The organism is Desulfovibrio sp. ZJ369 (assembly GCF_011039085.1).
In the GTDB taxonomy this organism is placed as follows: Bacteria; Desulfobacterota; Desulfovibrionia; order Desulfovibrionales; family Desulfovibrionaceae; genus Desulfovibrio.
Window position 1 is genome coordinate 55,773 of sequence record NZ_JAAKEI010000015.1, and the last position, 16,180, is coordinate 71,952.

At 64.2% G+C, this 16,180-nt stretch carries 11 protein-coding genes; 4 read left to right on the top strand and 7 right to left on the bottom strand.

The features are described from left to right. Positions 1 to 74: 74 nt before the first annotated feature. The 3 genes from G7Y51_RS07075 to G7Y51_RS07085 are packed head-to-tail and all read right to left on the bottom strand — an operon-like array spanning position 75 to position 2,290. A complete protein-coding gene (locus G7Y51_RS07075; RefSeq protein ID WP_165175937.1) occupies positions 75 to 419 on the bottom strand; it encodes a hypothetical protein in 345 nt (114 codons plus the stop codon). Beyond that, the gene (locus G7Y51_RS07080) at positions 416 to 1,693 is read right to left on the bottom strand and encodes a tetratricopeptide repeat protein (RefSeq protein WP_165175939.1); all 1,278 of its coding nucleotides are present in this window, start codon (positions 1,691 to 1,693) and stop codon (positions 416 to 418) included. Before G7Y51_RS07080 ends, G7Y51_RS07075 begins: the two co-directional genes overlap by 4 nt. Positions 1,694 to 1,699: 6 nt before the next feature. Further along, on the bottom strand, positions 1,700 to 2,290 hold the full coding sequence (locus tag G7Y51_RS07085; protein ID WP_165175941.1) for a hypothetical protein: 591 nt from the start codon (positions 2,288 to 2,290) through the stop codon (positions 1,700 to 1,702). A 184-nt stretch (positions 2,291 to 2,474) separates the two neighbouring features. Between G7Y51_RS07085 and serS the strand changes: the two genes are divergently transcribed. Further along, positions 2,475 to 3,749 carry a serine--tRNA ligase gene (serS, locus tag G7Y51_RS07090; protein WP_165175943.1) on the top strand — a complete coding sequence of 425 codons (1,275 nt, stop codon included), beginning with the start codon at positions 2,475 to 2,477 and terminating at the stop codon, positions 3,747 to 3,749. A 31-nt stretch (positions 3,750 to 3,780) separates the two neighbouring features. On the opposite strand, the gene G7Y51_RS07095 is transcribed toward serS, so the two are convergent. The 4 genes from G7Y51_RS07095 to G7Y51_RS07110 all read right to left on the bottom strand — a co-directional run bounded on the left by G7Y51_RS07095 (position 3,781) and on the right by G7Y51_RS07110 (position 11,179). After that, complete coding sequence (locus G7Y51_RS07095; RefSeq protein WP_165175945.1) at positions 3,781 to 5,154, bottom strand: L-serine ammonia-lyase; 1,374 nt, start codon at positions 5,152 to 5,154, stop codon at positions 3,781 to 3,783. A 462-nt stretch (positions 5,155 to 5,616) separates the two neighbouring features. Further along, the gene (locus tag G7Y51_RS07100; protein ID WP_165175947.1) at positions 5,617 to 7,962 is read right to left on the bottom strand and encodes a hydratase; all 2,346 of its coding nucleotides are present in this window, start codon (positions 7,960 to 7,962) and stop codon (positions 5,617 to 5,619) included. A 124-nt stretch (positions 7,963 to 8,086) separates the two neighbouring features. Continuing rightward, entirely contained in the window at positions 8,087 to 9,229 is a 1,143-nt protein-coding gene (gene icd / locus G7Y51_RS07105) for an NADP-dependent isocitrate dehydrogenase (protein ID WP_165175949.1), read from the bottom strand. Between the two features lie 108 nt (positions 9,230 to 9,337). After that, complete coding sequence (locus tag G7Y51_RS07110; RefSeq protein WP_165175951.1) at positions 9,338 to 11,179, bottom strand: histone-lysine N-methyltransferase; 1,842 nt, start codon at positions 11,177 to 11,179, stop codon at positions 9,338 to 9,340. A 260-nt stretch (positions 11,180 to 11,439) separates the two neighbouring features. Between G7Y51_RS07110 and G7Y51_RS07115 the strand changes: the two genes are divergently transcribed. From G7Y51_RS07115 to thrC, 3 genes are all read left to right on the top strand, one after another. Continuing rightward, positions 11,440 to 13,584, top strand: a complete 2,145-nt coding sequence (locus G7Y51_RS07115) for a ribonuclease catalytic domain-containing protein (RefSeq protein WP_165175953.1) — start codon at positions 11,440 to 11,442, stop codon at positions 13,582 to 13,584. Positions 13,585 to 13,948: 364 nt separating this feature from the next. Continuing rightward, on the top strand, positions 13,949 to 14,542 hold the full coding sequence (gene plsY / locus G7Y51_RS07120; protein ID WP_165175955.1) for a glycerol-3-phosphate 1-O-acyltransferase PlsY: 594 nt from the start codon (positions 13,949 to 13,951) through the stop codon (positions 14,540 to 14,542). 60 nt (positions 14,543 to 14,602) lie between these two features. Further along, on the top strand, positions 14,603 to 16,057 hold the full coding sequence (gene thrC / locus G7Y51_RS07125) for a threonine synthase (RefSeq protein WP_165175958.1): 1,455 nt from the start codon (positions 14,603 to 14,605) through the stop codon (positions 16,055 to 16,057). The last annotated feature ends 123 nt before the right edge of the window (positions 16,058 to 16,180 follow it).

The window sequence follows — 16,180 nt, forward strand, 5'->3', positions numbered from 1 at the left end:
GAGGGGCCGCGGCTCAGGGCAGGCAGGCCGTAGTAGCCGCGGGCGCAGCCGCCGGAGCAATCCAAAGCGGAATTTTAATGCCCGGAATAGTCCAGCACATTGTTCAGGGGCGCGGCGCTGACGCGGATGTTCCCCTCCGCGAAAACGTGGCGAATCAGCCGCCAGTTTTCCAGATCCAGCACATCCAGTTTGCCCTTGTGTTCCGGCCGCAGATGCCGGGTCACCACAGCCAGGGTTTCCTCCACAGGAAAATACACGCCTTCAAAGGAAAAACGCGCCAGATCCCCCTCACGCGCCAGCACGGGCTCGGCCGCGTCGTCAGGCAGGGCGCTTGCGCAGGCCTGCGCCAGATCAGCGAAAAAATCATCACATACAGGGTAAACGTGACCATACACCTTGAGCAGGGGCGAGCGGCTCATACGCCGGGCTCCTGCGCCGGAGGGCCCGGCAGGTCGCGCGGGCTGAGCAGGAACGCGGGGGGCAACGCGGCCGGGGGCCGCGAGCGTGAACCCATGTCTTCCGCTGTGTCGGCGGCGCGGCAATAGTTTTGCGCGCGCGCCACGGCAAGGCCCTCGCAGTCGCCCAGGGCGCACGCGGCTGCAAAGTCCTCGCACATGCCGTCATAGTTGCGGCGCAAGAGGCGCACGGCCCCGCGGGCCCGCAGCAGCCGCGCGCGTTCAATGCCCCGGGACGGCGGTTTGGAGCGGGCGGCCAGCGCGCTGCTCAAATCGTCTTCGGCAAGAGCCAGTTGCTGCAACCGCCAATGCGCCAAACCGCGGATATGGCGGGCCCGCCCCAGGGCCGGGTCCAGGCGCAGAGCCTCATTGCAGGATTCCACGCATTGTTGCGGCAGGCCGCTCTGGAGTTGGGCCTCGGCCAGCAAAAGCCGGACACTGGGGCTGTCGGGCGCCAGGCGGGCCGCCTTTTCAAGCGCCGGCAGAGAGTCCGGGGCCGCCAGCCAGCCGCCGGGAGTCGGCTTCAACGCGGCCTGAGCCAGCCAGAGGCCGTCCAGCCGTTCGCCCATGCGGGTCCAGTCCGCGCTGGTCCATTGTGCGCCTGTGCAGGCAGAAAGCCGGGCCTTGGGGCTCTCCGCTTCGGGAGGGGCAGCAGGCGAGCCTCCGGGCCAGCGGCAATTCATGCTGTGCAGCGTTGCCCTGGTCTCCGCCAGGAGCCTGCGCCGGAGTTCAAGCAGTTCCGCATGGCGCAGCGCCATGCGTATTTGCTGCTCAGGCCGGGGGCGCGGCTCCAGGGTGACCATTGCTTGCAGGGGAGCAGCCTTTTTTGCGTCCGGGGACGAAGCCACTGCGTTATAGAGTTGCGCGGCCAGGGCCAGGCGTTCTTCCGGGGATACGGCTCCCATCCGTATTTCACGCCGTTGGGGCAGACTGTCTGCGGCCTTGCGCACAGCCGTGAGCCAGGCCGTTGCGCGGGCATGCGCATAGGCCGCAGCCCAGGGCAGGGATGCGGGAATCTGGCGCATTGCCGCTTCTGTAATCGGCGTGAGCCGCAATGCGGACCGGGGGGGAGCCTTTTCAGCCGCGGCCTGATCCGTGTCGCGGGCAGACTCGCCAGAGACCGCTGCAGTGGCCTCCCGGCCGCCCGGGAGGAGCTGGCCTGACCAGAGCAGGGCCACACACAAGGTCAGCGCCGCAAGCCGGGCCAGGGCCGGAAAGGGAAAGCGTGAGGCCTTCATGGCCCTTTATTTTTTGGCTTCAATGGCCTGGACGATTTTGCGGGTCATGGGCTTGACCAGATCCCGCAGGGTCTCCAGCAAAAGGTTTTCCGCCGCGCTTCCCGATGGCAGGCCGGTGCGGCTCTGTCCCGAATTGAGCGTTTCGTGCAGGATGCGGCCCTGACGGTTGGCCAGCACATAGTTGACCCGCAGACCCGTGGAAAGTTCCGTGGTCGAGGGTTCGCGCAGCCAGGCTTCGTCCAGCTGGCCGGTGACCAGGTAGTCAGGGTTGCCGCTGCGGGCCTGCGCCACTGTGGCGGCATAGCTGACCTGCAAGCCGTTTCGGGCCAGCTCGTCGGCCAGGGCGCGGCTCACCCACTGGGCCACATCGTCGCCGGTCACAAAAGCGCTTTTGTCGCGGCGCACGCCCAGGGTCGTCTGATCCCCGCGCTTGTCGGCAAAGGTCACCACGCTCACGCGCGGGGCATTGGGGGCGGGCAGCACGGCAGCGTCCAGCGGCGGCGGGGAAAGCAGGCGCACGTTATTACTGGGCCCGCATGCCGTGAGCAGCAGCGTGGCCAACAGGGAAAATCCGAGAAGCAGACGAAAGTGTTTCATGGCGGCCTCATGGATTGCAAAAGTGGTATTGAGAGTTTTTCTAAAATATGCTTACGCATACCCGGAAAACAGCCGCCTTGCAAGACGCCGGGGCCGCATGTTAGATTGTGCCTCTGCGCGCCGCGCCTGCCGGATGTGTGAAGGCAGGCTCAAGAATTGCCGATCTTTTTCAGGAGCCCTGAGCATGATTGATCTCAAGTTGGTGCAAAAACAGCCGGAAGTGCTGGCCAAGGCCCTGGCCGACCGTCATTCGGATCTGAATGTGGCGGATTTTCAGACCCTGGACGGCCGCCGCCGCGCCTTGCTCGCGGAAGTGGAGGCCCTGAAAAGCAAGCGCAACGCGGCTTCGGCCCAGGTGGCGGCCCTCAAGCGCGAGAAGAAGGACGCCACCGCCCTGCTGGCCGAATTGAGCGGCCTTTCCGAGCGGATCAAGGAGCTGGATGGCGCAACGGCTCAGGCCAAGTCAGACGTGGAGGCCTGGCTGCTGCGTGTGCCCAATATCCCTGACGCTTCGGCGCCTGTGGGCAGGGATGAGACGGAGAATGTGGAGGTCAGCCGTTGGGGTCGCCCGCGCGTCTTTGACTTCCCGATCCGCGAACACGGCGAACTGGGCGTAAGCCTTGGGGGCCTGGATTTTGAGCGCGCCGCGCGTCTTACAGGCAGCCGCTTCGTGGTTTCCCTGGGCTGGGCCGCCCGTCTGGAACGGGCGCTGGTCAACTTTTTTCTGGACCGGCACACCAGGCACGAGGATTATGTGGAGGTGAGCCCCCCGTATATGGTCAATCGCGGGACCATGACGGGCACAGGCCAGTTGCCCAAATTCGAGGAGGACCTCTTCAAGCTGCGCGATTGGGAATATTATCTGATCCCCACCGCCGAAGTGCCGCTGACCAATCTGCATGCCGGCGACGTCCTGGACGAGGCGGATCTGCCGCGCGCCTATTGCGCGGCCACGCCCTGCTTCCGCTCCGAAGCCGGAAGCGCGGGCAAGGATACGCGCGGCCTGATCCGCATGCATCAGTTCACCAAGGTGGAAATGGTGCGCTTTGCCCATCCGGATGACAGCTTCAACCAACTGGAATTGATGTGCGGCCATGCCCGGCAGTTGCTGGAGCTGCTGGAACTGCCCTATCGGGTGATTACGCTCTGCACGGGCGACATGGGCTTTGGCTCAGCCAAGACCTATGATCTTGAAGTCTGGCTGCCCGCGCAAAAGACCTATCGCGAGATTTCATCCTGCTCCAATTGCGTGGACTTTCAGGCCCGGCGCGCGGATATCCGCTTCAAGCCCAGGGGCGGCAAGGCCGCCTTTGTTCATACCCTCAACGGATCGGGCCTGCCCACTGGCCGCAGCATGGCCGCCATCCTCGAAAACGGCCAGCAAAAGGACGGCTCCGTGGTTCTGCCCAAGGCTCTTGTGCCCTATATGGATGGGGTGGAAAGCATCGAACCGCGCTGATCCAGACGGCCGCGCCGCAAAAAGGCGCTTCTCAGCCCCTGATTGCCTCGCCCACGGCTTCAGCCAGGCCGCCCAGCGAGGTTTCCTTGTAGCGGGACTGCAAGTCAATGCCCGTGCGGTACATCACCTCAATAATCTTGTCCAGGGAGACCACCCTCTGGCGGCCGTCTTCCAGGCGGGAAAGCTGCGCGCAGTTCACGGCGCGCTCGGCGGCCACGCCGTTGCGCTCGATGCAGGGAATCTGCACCAGCCCGCCCACCGGGTCGCAGGTCAGGCCCAAATTATGTTCCATGCCGATTTCCGCAGCCACTTCCACCTGTTTTACGCTGCCGCCGGTAACCGCGCAATACGCACCCGCGGCCATGGAGCAGGCCACCCCGACCTCGCCCTGGCAACCCACTTCGGCTCCGGCAATGGAGGCATTGCACTTGTAAAACAGGCCGATGGCCCCGGCTGTGAGCAGAAAATCCCGCTCTCCCTGTTCCGTGGCGTGCGGATAAAAATTCGTATATTGCAGCAAAACCGCGGGGACGATGCCCGCCGCGCCGTTGGTGGGCGCAGTGACGACCCGGCCGCCGGAGGCGTTCTCCTCAGCCACGGCAAAGGCGTAGAGCATGGGCCAGAGGCTCAGATCCCGCCTGCCCGCGGCCTGAAGCGCGCTGATCTTGCGCAGCAGATTGGGGGCTCTGCGGCGCACGTTGTAGCCGCCGGGCAGCACCCCGTCTGTGCAGCAGCCGCGCTCAACGGATTCGCGCATCGTGGTGATGATCCTTTGCAGCCTTTCGTCCACTTCGGCTTTTGAGCGCCAGAAAAGCTCATTGGTCAGCACGATTTCGGCAATGCTTTTGCCTTCGCGCTCACAGGCGGCAAAAAGCTCCGCGGCCGTGGCGTAAGGGTATGGCGGCGTTGGATACGCCTCTTGCGGGGCGTCAAAATCCTCTTCCGTGCGGATGAAGCCGCCGCCAACGGAATAGTAGGTCTTTGCCAGCAGCGCCGTACCGTCAGCGGCAAAGGCGGTAAGGGTCAGGGCATTGGAGTGCCGGGGCAGAAAAAGGCCCTTGTGCGGCAGCATGTCCCGCGTGTAAAGGAAGGGCACGGCTTTTTCGCCTGCCAGGCGGAGATCGGCATTATTTTTGAGCTCCTGCGTGCGCGCGGCCAGGCGCGCCGGATCCACGCTTTGCGGCTCCTCCCCTTCCAGGCCGCTGAGCACTGCCCCTGTGGTGCCGTGCCCGTCCCCGGTGAGCGCAAGGGAGCCGTAGAGATCAAGCCGGATGCGCGCCACGCCGTCCAGCAGGGTCTTTTGGCGCAGCTCGTCGGCAAAGGCCTTGCCCGCCAGCATGGGCCCCACTGTATGCGAGCTGGACGGCCCGATGCCGATTTTAAAGAGATCAAACACGCTCAGCATGGTTTTTCCTTATGGGTCGTTGTCTCGCGCGGTTTCGCCACTGTGCGGCGCCGGATCCGGCAACTTCGGCGCAGCTTCTCTTCTGACACAGGAACAGCCCTTGTGCAACGGTATTGTAGAGCGTTTTGCCAGAGCGGTTTGCTGCTGAAAACAGCAACCGCTCTGGCGGACGCGGGAGCGGACGCCCGCGCCGAATGAGCGTCCAGACCGCGTTCTGGACGCGAAATGATGGCAGCGCCGCTTTTGAAATTGAATAATTTCAAAAGCAAAATGCTCTCATGAAATGAGCAAAACGCTCTCAAGAGCCCGACCACGCAGGCCACGAGGCGAGAAGGAGAGGGAAGGGGGAAAAGCGGCAGCCGGAAGGCGGGTATATTCCGCGTCCCGGCTGCCGAGGCAGCGCCCGGAGTCAGTCCGCATGGGCGGATCTGCCGCAAGGCCGCAGTGTCACGCGGGCTGACTTCAGCGCTTCTGCTCGCGGTTGTAGAAGTTGATCAGGCAGCCGTCCAGAATGATCTGGCGCTCATCGTCGGTGAGCTCCCTGAGGGTCAGGGCGATCTGCTCGCCCCGGCTCTGGCCGCCTTCCTCGCTCTCATGCACCAGCCAGGCCAGAATGTTGGGACGGGCCTGGCTCACGGCCTGCCGGATGCGCGGGATCACCAGGTAATCTCCCACCCGCAGCTGGCCCGCCAGCTCCGCGTCCACCACAAAGGGCAGCATACCCCAGTTGATCAGATTGGAACGGTAGCGCTTTGTGGCATACTCCACGGCCAGATTGGCCCAGCCGCCCAGCACCTTCTGGCAGGACGCCGCCTGCTCGCGCGCGGAGCCGTCGCCCGGCCTGAGCGCGAAAATGGTTGAGCCCAGGCCGAAATCCGCCAGAGCCGCGTGCCCGTCAATATATTCGTCCATGCCGCAGGGCGCGCAGATCGCCCGCACGCGCGCCAGCAGCCCGGGATCGGCCGGATTGGCCCGGCGGGTTTGTTCCAGGGCCTGCATGGCTTTGGCCCGCGCCACATAGCCGGGATCCTTGCGGGAGAGCGTGAATTCCGCCAGTTTGACCGGGTTGGAGCGCAAAGAGGACGTCTCGCCGGAAGGGATCAGCTCGTCCGTGGTGGTCACGGGATCCGTGATCACGCTGGCGATCTGGAGGATCAAATGTTCGGGCAGGGGGCTCATCGCCGGCCAGTCCGCGATATTCGGACCGAATATCAGCGGGGTTTCCGGCCTGGCCGCGCCAAAGCCGTTGTAGACGCGGCGTTCATAGATGATCGGCGTAAAGTGGTAGCGCAGATCCACGTCCCTCAGGCCGGCTTCCGTCCAGTCAAGCTCCGTGGCCGCGGTCAGGCGGCCGCCGTTCGCCGCTGTGGCCGCGATGGAGCGGGCATCCATGAGCGCCACAGCGGCAAGCTGGCCGTTGGCCGGTTTGGAGCCCTCGCGATTGGGAAAGTTGCGGGTCGCGTGGCGGAGGGACAGCGCCCCGTGCGCCGGGGTGTCGCCCGCGCCGAAGCAGGGCCCGCAAAAGGCGTTTTTGAGAATGGCCCCGGCGGCCATCAATCTGGCTGCGGAGCTGTTGTGCAACAGGGCCAGGGCCTGCGGCTCGCTGGCCGGATAGACCGAAAGGCTGAAGGCCATGTTGCCGACGCTCTTGCCGTCCAGAATGGCCGCGGCCAGGGAGATGTTTTCAAAGGAGCCGCCCGCGCAGCCCGCAATGATGCCCTGATCCGCATGCAGGCGGCCGTCGCGGATTTTGTCCGTGAGTTTGAACCGCGCCGCGGCGTCGCCGAATTGTTTGCGGGCTTCTTCTTCCACGCTCTTCAGGATTTCTTCGGCATGGCGGTTCAGCTCGGCAATGGGCCAGACGTTGCTGGGATGAAACGGCAGGGCGATCATGGCTTGCACAGCGCTCAAATCAACCCTGATCAGCCCGTCATAACAGGCCGGGCCCTGCGGCGCCAGGCGTTTGTAATCCTTTTCCCGCTGGTGCAGCGCAAGGTAGTCGCGCACCTTTTCGTCGGTCTGCCAGATGGAGGACAGGCAGGCGGTTTCCGTGGTCATCACGTCAATGCCGCAGCGGTACTCCACCGAGAGATTGGCCACGCCCGGGCCCATGAATTCCATGACCTTGTTTTTCACAAAGCCGTTTTTGAAAACAGCGCCGATGATCGCCAGAGCCACGTCCTGCGGCCCCACGCCGGGCGCGGGCGTGCCCTCCAGCCAGACGCCCACCACCTCGGGCGCGGGAACGTCGTAGGTTTTGCCCAGCAGTTGTTTGACCAGCTCTGGCCCGCCCTCGCCAATGCCCATGACGCCCAGCGCGCCGTAGCGGGTGTGGCTGTCCGATCCGAGGATCATGCCCCCGCACGCGGCCATCATTTCGCGCACATACTGGTGGATCACGGCCAGATGCGGAGGCACGAAGATGCCCCCGTATTTTTGGGCGGCAGCCAGGCCAAAGAGATGATCGTCCTCGTTGATGGTGCCGCCCACGGCGCAGAGGCTGTTGTGGCAGTTGGTCAGCGCGTAGGGCACGGGGAATTCCGTCAGGCCGCTGGCCCGCGCGGTCTGGATGATGCCCACATAGGTGATGTCGTGGGAGGCCAGGGCGTCAAAGCGCAGGCGCAGGCCCGGCGCGTCAGCGCTGCCGGGGGCCTGCGTGTCGCTGCCTTTATTATGGGCGGCCAGGATGGCATGGGCCAGAGTGTTGCGCCGGGCGGCCGCGGGATCTATGCCCCGGGCCGTGGCCTGGTCGGCAGTGAGGATGTGCGCGCCGTCAATAACCGTGGCGTGTTCAAAAAGCTGGATCATGGGAGACCTTCTTCCAGATGTTTACGGTGAAGCGCCAAGCGGCACGCCAAAGAAGAAAAATTTTTGCCGGGAGGGGATACGGGGGACGCTTTTTGAAAAAAGCGTCCCTCTCCGAAAAAATCCCCTACAAATTCTCGCCGATAATCTCGCCGAATTCCCGGCAGCCGACGACCCGCGCGCCACTGACCTGGGCGGCCAGATCCTCGGTCACGGCCCTGCCCGCAATGGCCTTGCCCACAGCGGCGCGGATGCGTTGCGCCGCCGCGGGATGGCCGAGATTTTCCAGCATCAGCGCCCCGCAGAGGATCACGCTGCCGGGATTGGCCCTGTCCTGCCCGGCAATGGCGGGCGCGGTGCCGTGCGTGGCTTCGTAAAAAGCCAGGCTGTCGGACATGTTCACGCCCGGCGCAAGCCCGAGCCCGCCCACCTGCGCGGCCAGGGCGTCGGAAATGTAATCCCCGTTCAGGTTGGGCGTGGCCAGCACCTGGTATTGCTCTGGCCGCAGCAAGGCTTCCTGAAACATGGCGTCCGCAATGCGGTCTTTGATCACCAGCCGGCCCGGAACCGGTTCCTTTTCCGTACAGGTCAGATCCCCGAACTCCTGCGCGGCCACGTCGTAGCCCCACTGGCGGAACGCGCCTTCGGTGAACTTCATGATATTGCCCTTGTGCACCAGGGTCAGGCTTGCCAGCCCGTTGTCCAGGGCAAAGCGCAGGGCCCGGCGCACCAGGCGTTTGGAACCGGCCTCGGTCATGGGCTTGATGCCCACGGCCGCAGTCTCGCCCACCTTGCGCACGCCCAGCTCCTCGCGCAGAAAGTCGATCAGCCTGCGGGCCTCGGGCGTGCCCGCGGCAAATTCGACGCCGGCATAGACATCTTCCGTATTCTCGCGAAAGATGACCATGTCGACCCGCTCCGGGTGCTTGACCGGCGTTTCCAGCCCCGCAAAATGGCGCACAGGGCGGATGCAGGCGTAGAGATCCAGCCCCTGGCGCAAGGCCACGTTCAGGCTGCGGATGCCCGTGCCCACCGGCGTGCCCAGAGGACCTTTCATGGCAATGTCAGCCGTGCGCAGGGCCGCAAGCGTGGCTTCGGGCAGGGGGCTGCCGGTCTCGGCCAGGGCTTTTTCCCCGGCCAGAAGCTCTTCCCATTGCAGGGTCATGTCCGCGGATTCCCCGGCCAGGGCCGCGTCAATGACCGGCCGCGCGGCCCGCCAGATTTCCGGGCCGATGCCGTCGCCTTCAATCCAGTAAATTTTTTTCCGCATTTCTTCTCCCGATGTTTGCAAGCGCGGGCAGATCCGCGTACAGGCCGGCGCAACAGGCGCAACAGGCGCGGCCCGAACGCTGTTCACGCCCTGGCGCGCGGCGGGCTGCTATTCGCCCTCGGCCTCGTCCTGCGAACCCACTTCCTGTTGCAGGGCCCTGGCGCGCTTGAGCAATTGCTCCAGTTGGATGTCGCCGCTGACCACGCCCACGATGTGATCCTTGCTGTCAGTGACCGCGCAGGATACCGTGATGACCAGCTTTTTGGTGAAGTGCGACTGGTAGACATCCATGATATGCAGATCGCCGGTCTTCATGGGCATCGTGAACCATTCGCGCTGCGAGAAGTCATAGCCCACGGGCAGGGCTTCGTAGACGCCCTTGTATTCCGGATCCGTCACGGCCGAGCAGCGCATCTTGCCCTGGGCGTCCGTGAGGCAGCAGAACTGGATGAAGGGATATTCGCGCACAAATTCGTCCAGCCGGGCGCAGGCCTGCTCGCCGAGTTCGGCCAGCCCGGCGCTGCGGGACAGGCGGATGATGAGGTGCGCGGCCAGTTCCCCGGCCAGTTGCTTCATGTGATCGAATTCCGTCACAAAGAGTTCGGGCATGTAGCGCTGCACCAGAGCCTCCATCTCGTCGTGGGAGAAGTGCGTGGTGCGGCCCGTTTCTTCGTACACAGCCATGATCGCGTCGTAGATCTGGCCCACGGCCGGGTGTTTTTTGGAAACCTGCTTCTCTTCGGGCAGGCCGAGATTGTTGTTGATCCAGTAGGCGACCCCGGCGCGGCCGGTTTTGTCCGTGATGATGATCGGCACCGGGCGGCCCAGAAGTCTTCTGGTGTCGAAAATATTGTAAATTTCCTCGTTCTTGGCCAGGCCGTCGGCGTGCACGCCCGCGCTGGTGGCATTGAAGTCGCGCCCCACAAAGGGATAGTTGTGCGGGATGCGGTAATGCAGCTCTTTTTCAAAAAACCGGGCCACCTCGCTTAAAATGGTGGTGTCCGCGGCCGCGTCGTCGCCGGTGAGCGAGATGTACTCAATGAGCAGGGCTTCCAGGGGCGTGTTGCCGGTGCGCTCGCCAAAGCCGAAGAGCGTGCCGTTGACCGCGCCGCAGCCGTACAGCCAGGCCGTGACGCCGTTGACCAGCACCTTGTGAAAGTCGTTGTGGCCGTGCCATTCCAGCCATTGGCCCGGCACCCCGGCCTCGTCGGTGAAGGCCCGCACGATGCGCTGCACCGAGCGGGGCAGGGCAGCGCCGGGCCAGGGCACGCCATAGCCCATGGTGTCGCAGAGGCGGATCTTCACGGGCATGCCGCTCTGGCGCGAAAGCTCCATGAGCCGTTGCGCCAGGGGCAGGCAGAAGCCGTAAATGTCGGCCCGGGTCACATCCTCGAAGTGGCAGCGCGGAATAATGCCCCACTCCAGGGCCTGCCGGGCCAGATCCACATACATGTCCATTGCCTGTTGCCGGGTTTTGCCCAGCTTGAGGAAAATATGATAATCCGACACGCTGGTCAGCATGCCCGTCTCGTCGAATTCCATGTCCCGGGCCAGCCTGAGGTCGTCCCTGGTGGCCCTGATCCAGGCCGTGACCCTGGGGAAGCGGTAGCCGCGCGCCCGGCAGACCTCAATGCACTTGCGGTCCCTGGCCGAGTACAGAAAAAATTCCGAAGCCGTGATCAGCCCGGTCTTGCCGCCCAGGCGGTGCAGAAAATCGAACATCCTGGCCACCTGCCTGACCGTGTAGGGCGGCCGGGCCTGCTGGCCGTCGCGGAAGGTGGTGTCCGTGATGCGCATCTGCTCGGCCGGGCGGGGGGCCAGGAGCACCTCGTCAAAAGAGGTGCGGCAAATGCTGCTGTAGGGAAAAAGATCGCGGTAGAGCTGAGGCTTGTCCGGTTCCTGGAGGGCCAGATTGCGGCTGCCGCAGCTCTGGTGGATGATCTTGCTCATGGTCCTCCCGCTCGCTCGCGCTCTGGGCGCGGTAGAAATATGTACTGCAAAAGTTTTTTATACCCGCTTCCCGGCCGTCCGTCCAGTCCGTGCGATCCTGGAAGGATTCACGTTGAGAGTGAAATTCCTTTTGCAACCATGGAAAAGGAAAATGAATTTTTTACGAAAATCATCTCAGGGGTGAATCCCCCGGGGCGGCAAGGGGGCTTGCCAGAACGGCAAAAATGAAGGATTCTCAGGCCAGTCCTGAAGGAGTTCTCATGTCGGATTGCGTGCGCTATCCCGCGCCGGGCTGCATTGTGGAGTATATGGAAGGCAACGCCCCGCAGATCGCCCTGGTCACGGAAGAGGCGGGCGGCCGCCTGCGCCTGCTGCTGCCCAACAGGCGCGAGACGCGGCTCAATGCCGCGCGCCTGCTGCCCTGGCTCGGCCCGCTGCATCCTGCCGGGCTGGGCCGGGAAGACGCTGTGCGCCTTTTGGAAAGCCACAGAAAAGCGCGGGAGGAGCAGGCCGCGGCCGTGCCGCTCATGGAGGCCTGGGAACTGGCTCAGGGCGAGGTGCATGCGGCTCCGGCGCGCTGGTTTGCCGAACTCTTCGTCAGCGGGCCGGATGCCGATGCGGTGGCCGCCTACGGCCGCGCCCTGCTGTCCTGCAAGAGCCATTTTCGTTTTCAGCCGCCGGATTTCCAGGTTTTTCCGGCTGAAATGGTGGAAAAACGCCTGGCCGAGCAGAAAAGCCAGCAGCAGCGCGAGGCCCTGATCACGGGGGGCGCGGCCTTTTTCCGGATGCTCTGGGACGTGGCCTGCAAAAAGCGCGTTTTGCCGCCGCGGCCTGAGGCAGGGAGCGAAAACGCGACCGAATGGCCCGCGCCGGATATTGCGGCCCGGCTCAAGGATGTGTTACTGGCCCGGATGCGCGATCCGGAAAGCCAGGAGCATGAGGCCCTCTGGCGCATGCTTGCCAAGGGTCTGCCCGACGTGCAGCATCTGCCCCTGCAACTGCTGGTGGCCTGGGGCGAGTTGCCGCCGCATTATAATTTCTGGCTGGACCGGGCGGACTACGCGCCCGGCGACGCGTGGTGGCAGCCCCATGCCGGGGAAGTAAACGCCCTGCTGCACGCCGCGGCGGAAGCCTGCGCGCCGTCCGCCGACACGAAACTGCCGGCGTGCGATCTGCCGTTCATCAGCATCGACAGCGCCAGCACCCGCGACGTGGACGACGCCTTTTACGTCGAGGCCGACGGCGCGGGCTTCAGCCTGACGCTGGCCCTGGCCTGCCCGGCGCTGTTCTGGCCCTTCGGGGGCCTGTTGGACAAGGCCGTGCTGCACCGGGGCACGAGCATTTATCTGCCGGAAGGCAATTGCCACATGCTGCCCGAAATTCTGGGGACCCGGGCGTTCTCCCTGCTGGCCGGGGAGCCGCGCCCGGCGCTCTGTGTACGCGTGGGCATTGACGCCGCGGGCAAAGCCGGCGTGTGCGAGATCTTCACGGCGCGCGCGCGGCTGGCCGCCAACCTGACGTACAAGGACAGTCAGGCCGTGCTGGACGCGCAGGCAGCGGGCGCGGGCGCTCTGCCGGACAATCCGGCCGCGCCGCATGCCGCCCTGCTGCGTCTGGGGCTGGCTCTGGCCCGCGCGCGGCAGAAAGCAAGGATAGCTGCCGGAGCCGTGATCATGGACCGGCCCGATCCGATCATCAGATTACAGGGCGAGGGCGCTGCAACAAGCGTGGACATCGAACCCGACGTCCCGACCCCGGATGCCCAGATGCTGGTCGCGGAAATGATGATTCTGGCCAGCGCGGCCGTGGCCCGATGGGCCCATGAGCACGGCCTGCCCATGCTGCACCGCGTGCAGGACGTGGCCTTGCCCAGGGAATACGCGGGCGTCTGGACCGCGCCCCAGGACATGAGCCGGATCATGCGCGCTCTCACGCCCTCCAGCCTGGAAGTCCAGGCCCGGCCGCACGCGGCTCTGGGTCTGGCGCGCTATACGCCCGTGACCTCGCCCCTGCGCCGCTACCCGGATCTTGTCAATGAGGCCCAGGTGGTGCATTTTCTGCGCACGGGCACGCCCTTCAGGGACGCGGCCGCGCTGGCGGATCTGCTGGCCGCGCTTTTGCCCGCGCTGGACGCGGCCGGGCAGGTGCAGCGCTTCCGCCCGCGCTACTGGAAGCTGCTCTATTTCCGCCAGAAGGGGGATAAGGTCTGGTGGCCCGGCGTGATCACCGAGGAAAACGATACTTTCGTCAGCGTGAGCCTGCCGGAGCAGGGGATGTTCGTGCGCGGCAAGCGGCGCTTGTTTGACGAGCGCGCCTGCCCCGGCATGGCCGTGACGGTGCGTCTCGGCAAGGTGCAGCCGCTGTATAACGAAATACAGATTATGGAAGCGGCCACGGTGGACTAGAGCGGTTTGCTAATGAAATTAGCTAACCGCTCTGGCGACAGCGTTAGCTGGCGCCCGCGCCGAATGAGCGTCCAGACCGCGTTGCGGTAGCCGTTAGCAAGCTTTGCTTGCGTACGGATAGCGACAGCGGTTGCGTTGGCTGGCTGCCGCAGTAACCAGTTGCTGTCTTCATCCGTAGCTTCCTTCGTCGCAACGGCTGAAGCCTGGACGCGAAATGATGGCAGCGCCGCTTTTGAAATTGAATAATTTCAAAAGCAAAATGCTCTAGATCGCTTTTTGCCGGAGCGCCGCAGCAAATGCCGTGTTTTCTCGCCGTGAAAAAAGGCGGAAGCGTGCATGCGGCTTGTTTCAAGGGGGAAAAAACATGCTTGTGCAAGCGCTCTGGATAGCGGCGGCCTATGTGCTGGGTTCCGCGCCCTGGGGGCTGGTCATCGCCAAAACCTTTTGCGGCGTGGATCCCCGCACTGACGGCAGCCGCAGCACGGGAGCCACGAATGTTTCCCGGCTTTGCGGCTTCGGCTGGGGCGTGGCCACCCTGCTGTGCGACGTGCTCAAAGGCGCGCTGCCCGTCTGGATTGCCCTGCATATAAACCCGGCCCCGCTGTTCGTGTCGGCTGTGGGTCTGGCCTGCGTGCTGGGGCATGTCTTTTCCTGCTTCATGAAATTCAAGGGCGGCAAGGCCGTGGCCACCGGCATCGGCGTCTTTCTGCCGCTGGCGTTCTGGCAACTGCTGGCCGCCTCGGCACTCTGCCTGCTGGTGATCTGGCGCAGCGGCTATGTTTCTCTGGGGTCCCTGACCCTGGTCACGGCTTTGCCGCTGCTCCTGCTGTGCGGCGCTACCTGGGATTGGCTGCCCCTGAGCCTGTGCGTCTGGGCCCTGGTGCTCTGGAAGCACCGCGAAAATATCCGACGCTTGCGCGCGGGCACGGAAAAGCCCTGGCTGAAAAGCAGAAACTGAAACCGTTTTTCCGGCAAAAGAAGCCCCTTGATCCGGCATCGCCCTCTGGAGGAAGCCTGTATGCCCCACGCTGATTTTCCGTCCTATCGCGGCCGCATGGAATATGTCTGCCTGGAGTGCGGGGGGCGCTACCCCGGCGACAGTCTGTTGTACACCTGCCCGCAGTGCGGCAATGTTTTTCTGCTGGAGAATCTGGATTTTTCACGCCTGAAAGAGCGCAGCGGCGCGGCCTGGCGGGAACTGTTCGACGCCCGCGCCGCAACGCCGGTCACGGCGCTCAGGGGCATTTTCCGCTATTACGAGTTATTGGCTCCCTTGCTGGAGGAAGAAGATATCGTGTATCTGGGCGAAGGCCAGACTCCCATTGTGGAGGCCGCGCCCGCCCTGCGCGACACGGTGGGCCTGCCCTTCGCCTACAAGAATGACGGGCAGAATCCCAGCGCTTCCTTCAAGGATCGCGGCATGGCCTGCGCCTTCAGCTATCTCAAATGGCTCTGCCGCCGCCACAACTGGGATGAGGTCCTGACTGTCTGCGCTTCCACGGGCGACACGTCCGCCGCCGCGGCCCTGTATGCGGCCTATGTGGGCGCGCCGCTCAAATCCGTTGTGCTTTTGCCGCACGGCAAGGTCACGCCCCAGCAGCTCTCGCAGCCCCTGGGCAGCGGGGCAACCGTGCTGGAACTGCCCGGCGTGTTTGACGACTGCATGAAAGTGGTGGAGCATCTGGCGGAACACTACCGGGTGGCCCTGCTCAATTCCAAGAACAGCTGGCGCATTCTGGGCCAGGAATCCTATGCCTGCGAAGTGGCCCAATGGTACGGCTGGAATGTGGCCGATCTCTGCCTTTTTGTGCCCATCGGCAATGCGGGCAACGTCACGGCGATCATGTCCGGCCTGTTGAAAATGCTGGATCTGGGCATCATCACTGCGCTGCCGCGCGTCTTTGGCGTGCAGTCGGAGCACGCGGACCCGGTGTATCGCTATTATGCCGCGCCCGAAAACTCCCGTCACTGGCAAGCCGTGACGGTCGCGCCCAGCGTGGCCCAGGCCGCCATGATCGGCAATCCGGTCTCCTTCCCGCGCGTGCGGCGGCTGGCCCGGCGTTTTATGGAAGCGGGCGGCGAAAAGGCCTTCCAGGTGATACGGGTCACGGAGCAACAAATCATGGACGCCATGATACGGGCCAACCGTCACGGCCATATTACCTGCACGCAGGGCGGCGAATGTCTGGCCGGGCTGCTCAACGCCAAAGCGTTGGGCCTGATCGCGTCGCACGAGCACGCCGTGTTGGACGCCACGGCCCATAGCCTGAAGTTCGCGGGCTTTCAGGACATGTATTTCAACGACAGCTTCCCGCCAGCCTACGGCATTACGCCGGACAAAAGCCTGGCCAACCGGCCCGAACTCCTGTTGCCGGAGAGCGCCCGGCAAGGGCGGGACACGGCCGAGTTCGCCCGCCTGGGGGCCGAGGCCGTTGTGAACCGCCTCGCGTTAAAGAAAAAGGGTCATGACTAGTGTTGCGTCAAGCTACAAGTGTCGGGTAAAGTCGTTTTAACTTTATCCTGGCTTGATCAGTTGTAAATTGCCAATTAATCTTGGAGCCAAGATTATTTCTTTGTGCCTGCCAACAATCCACTT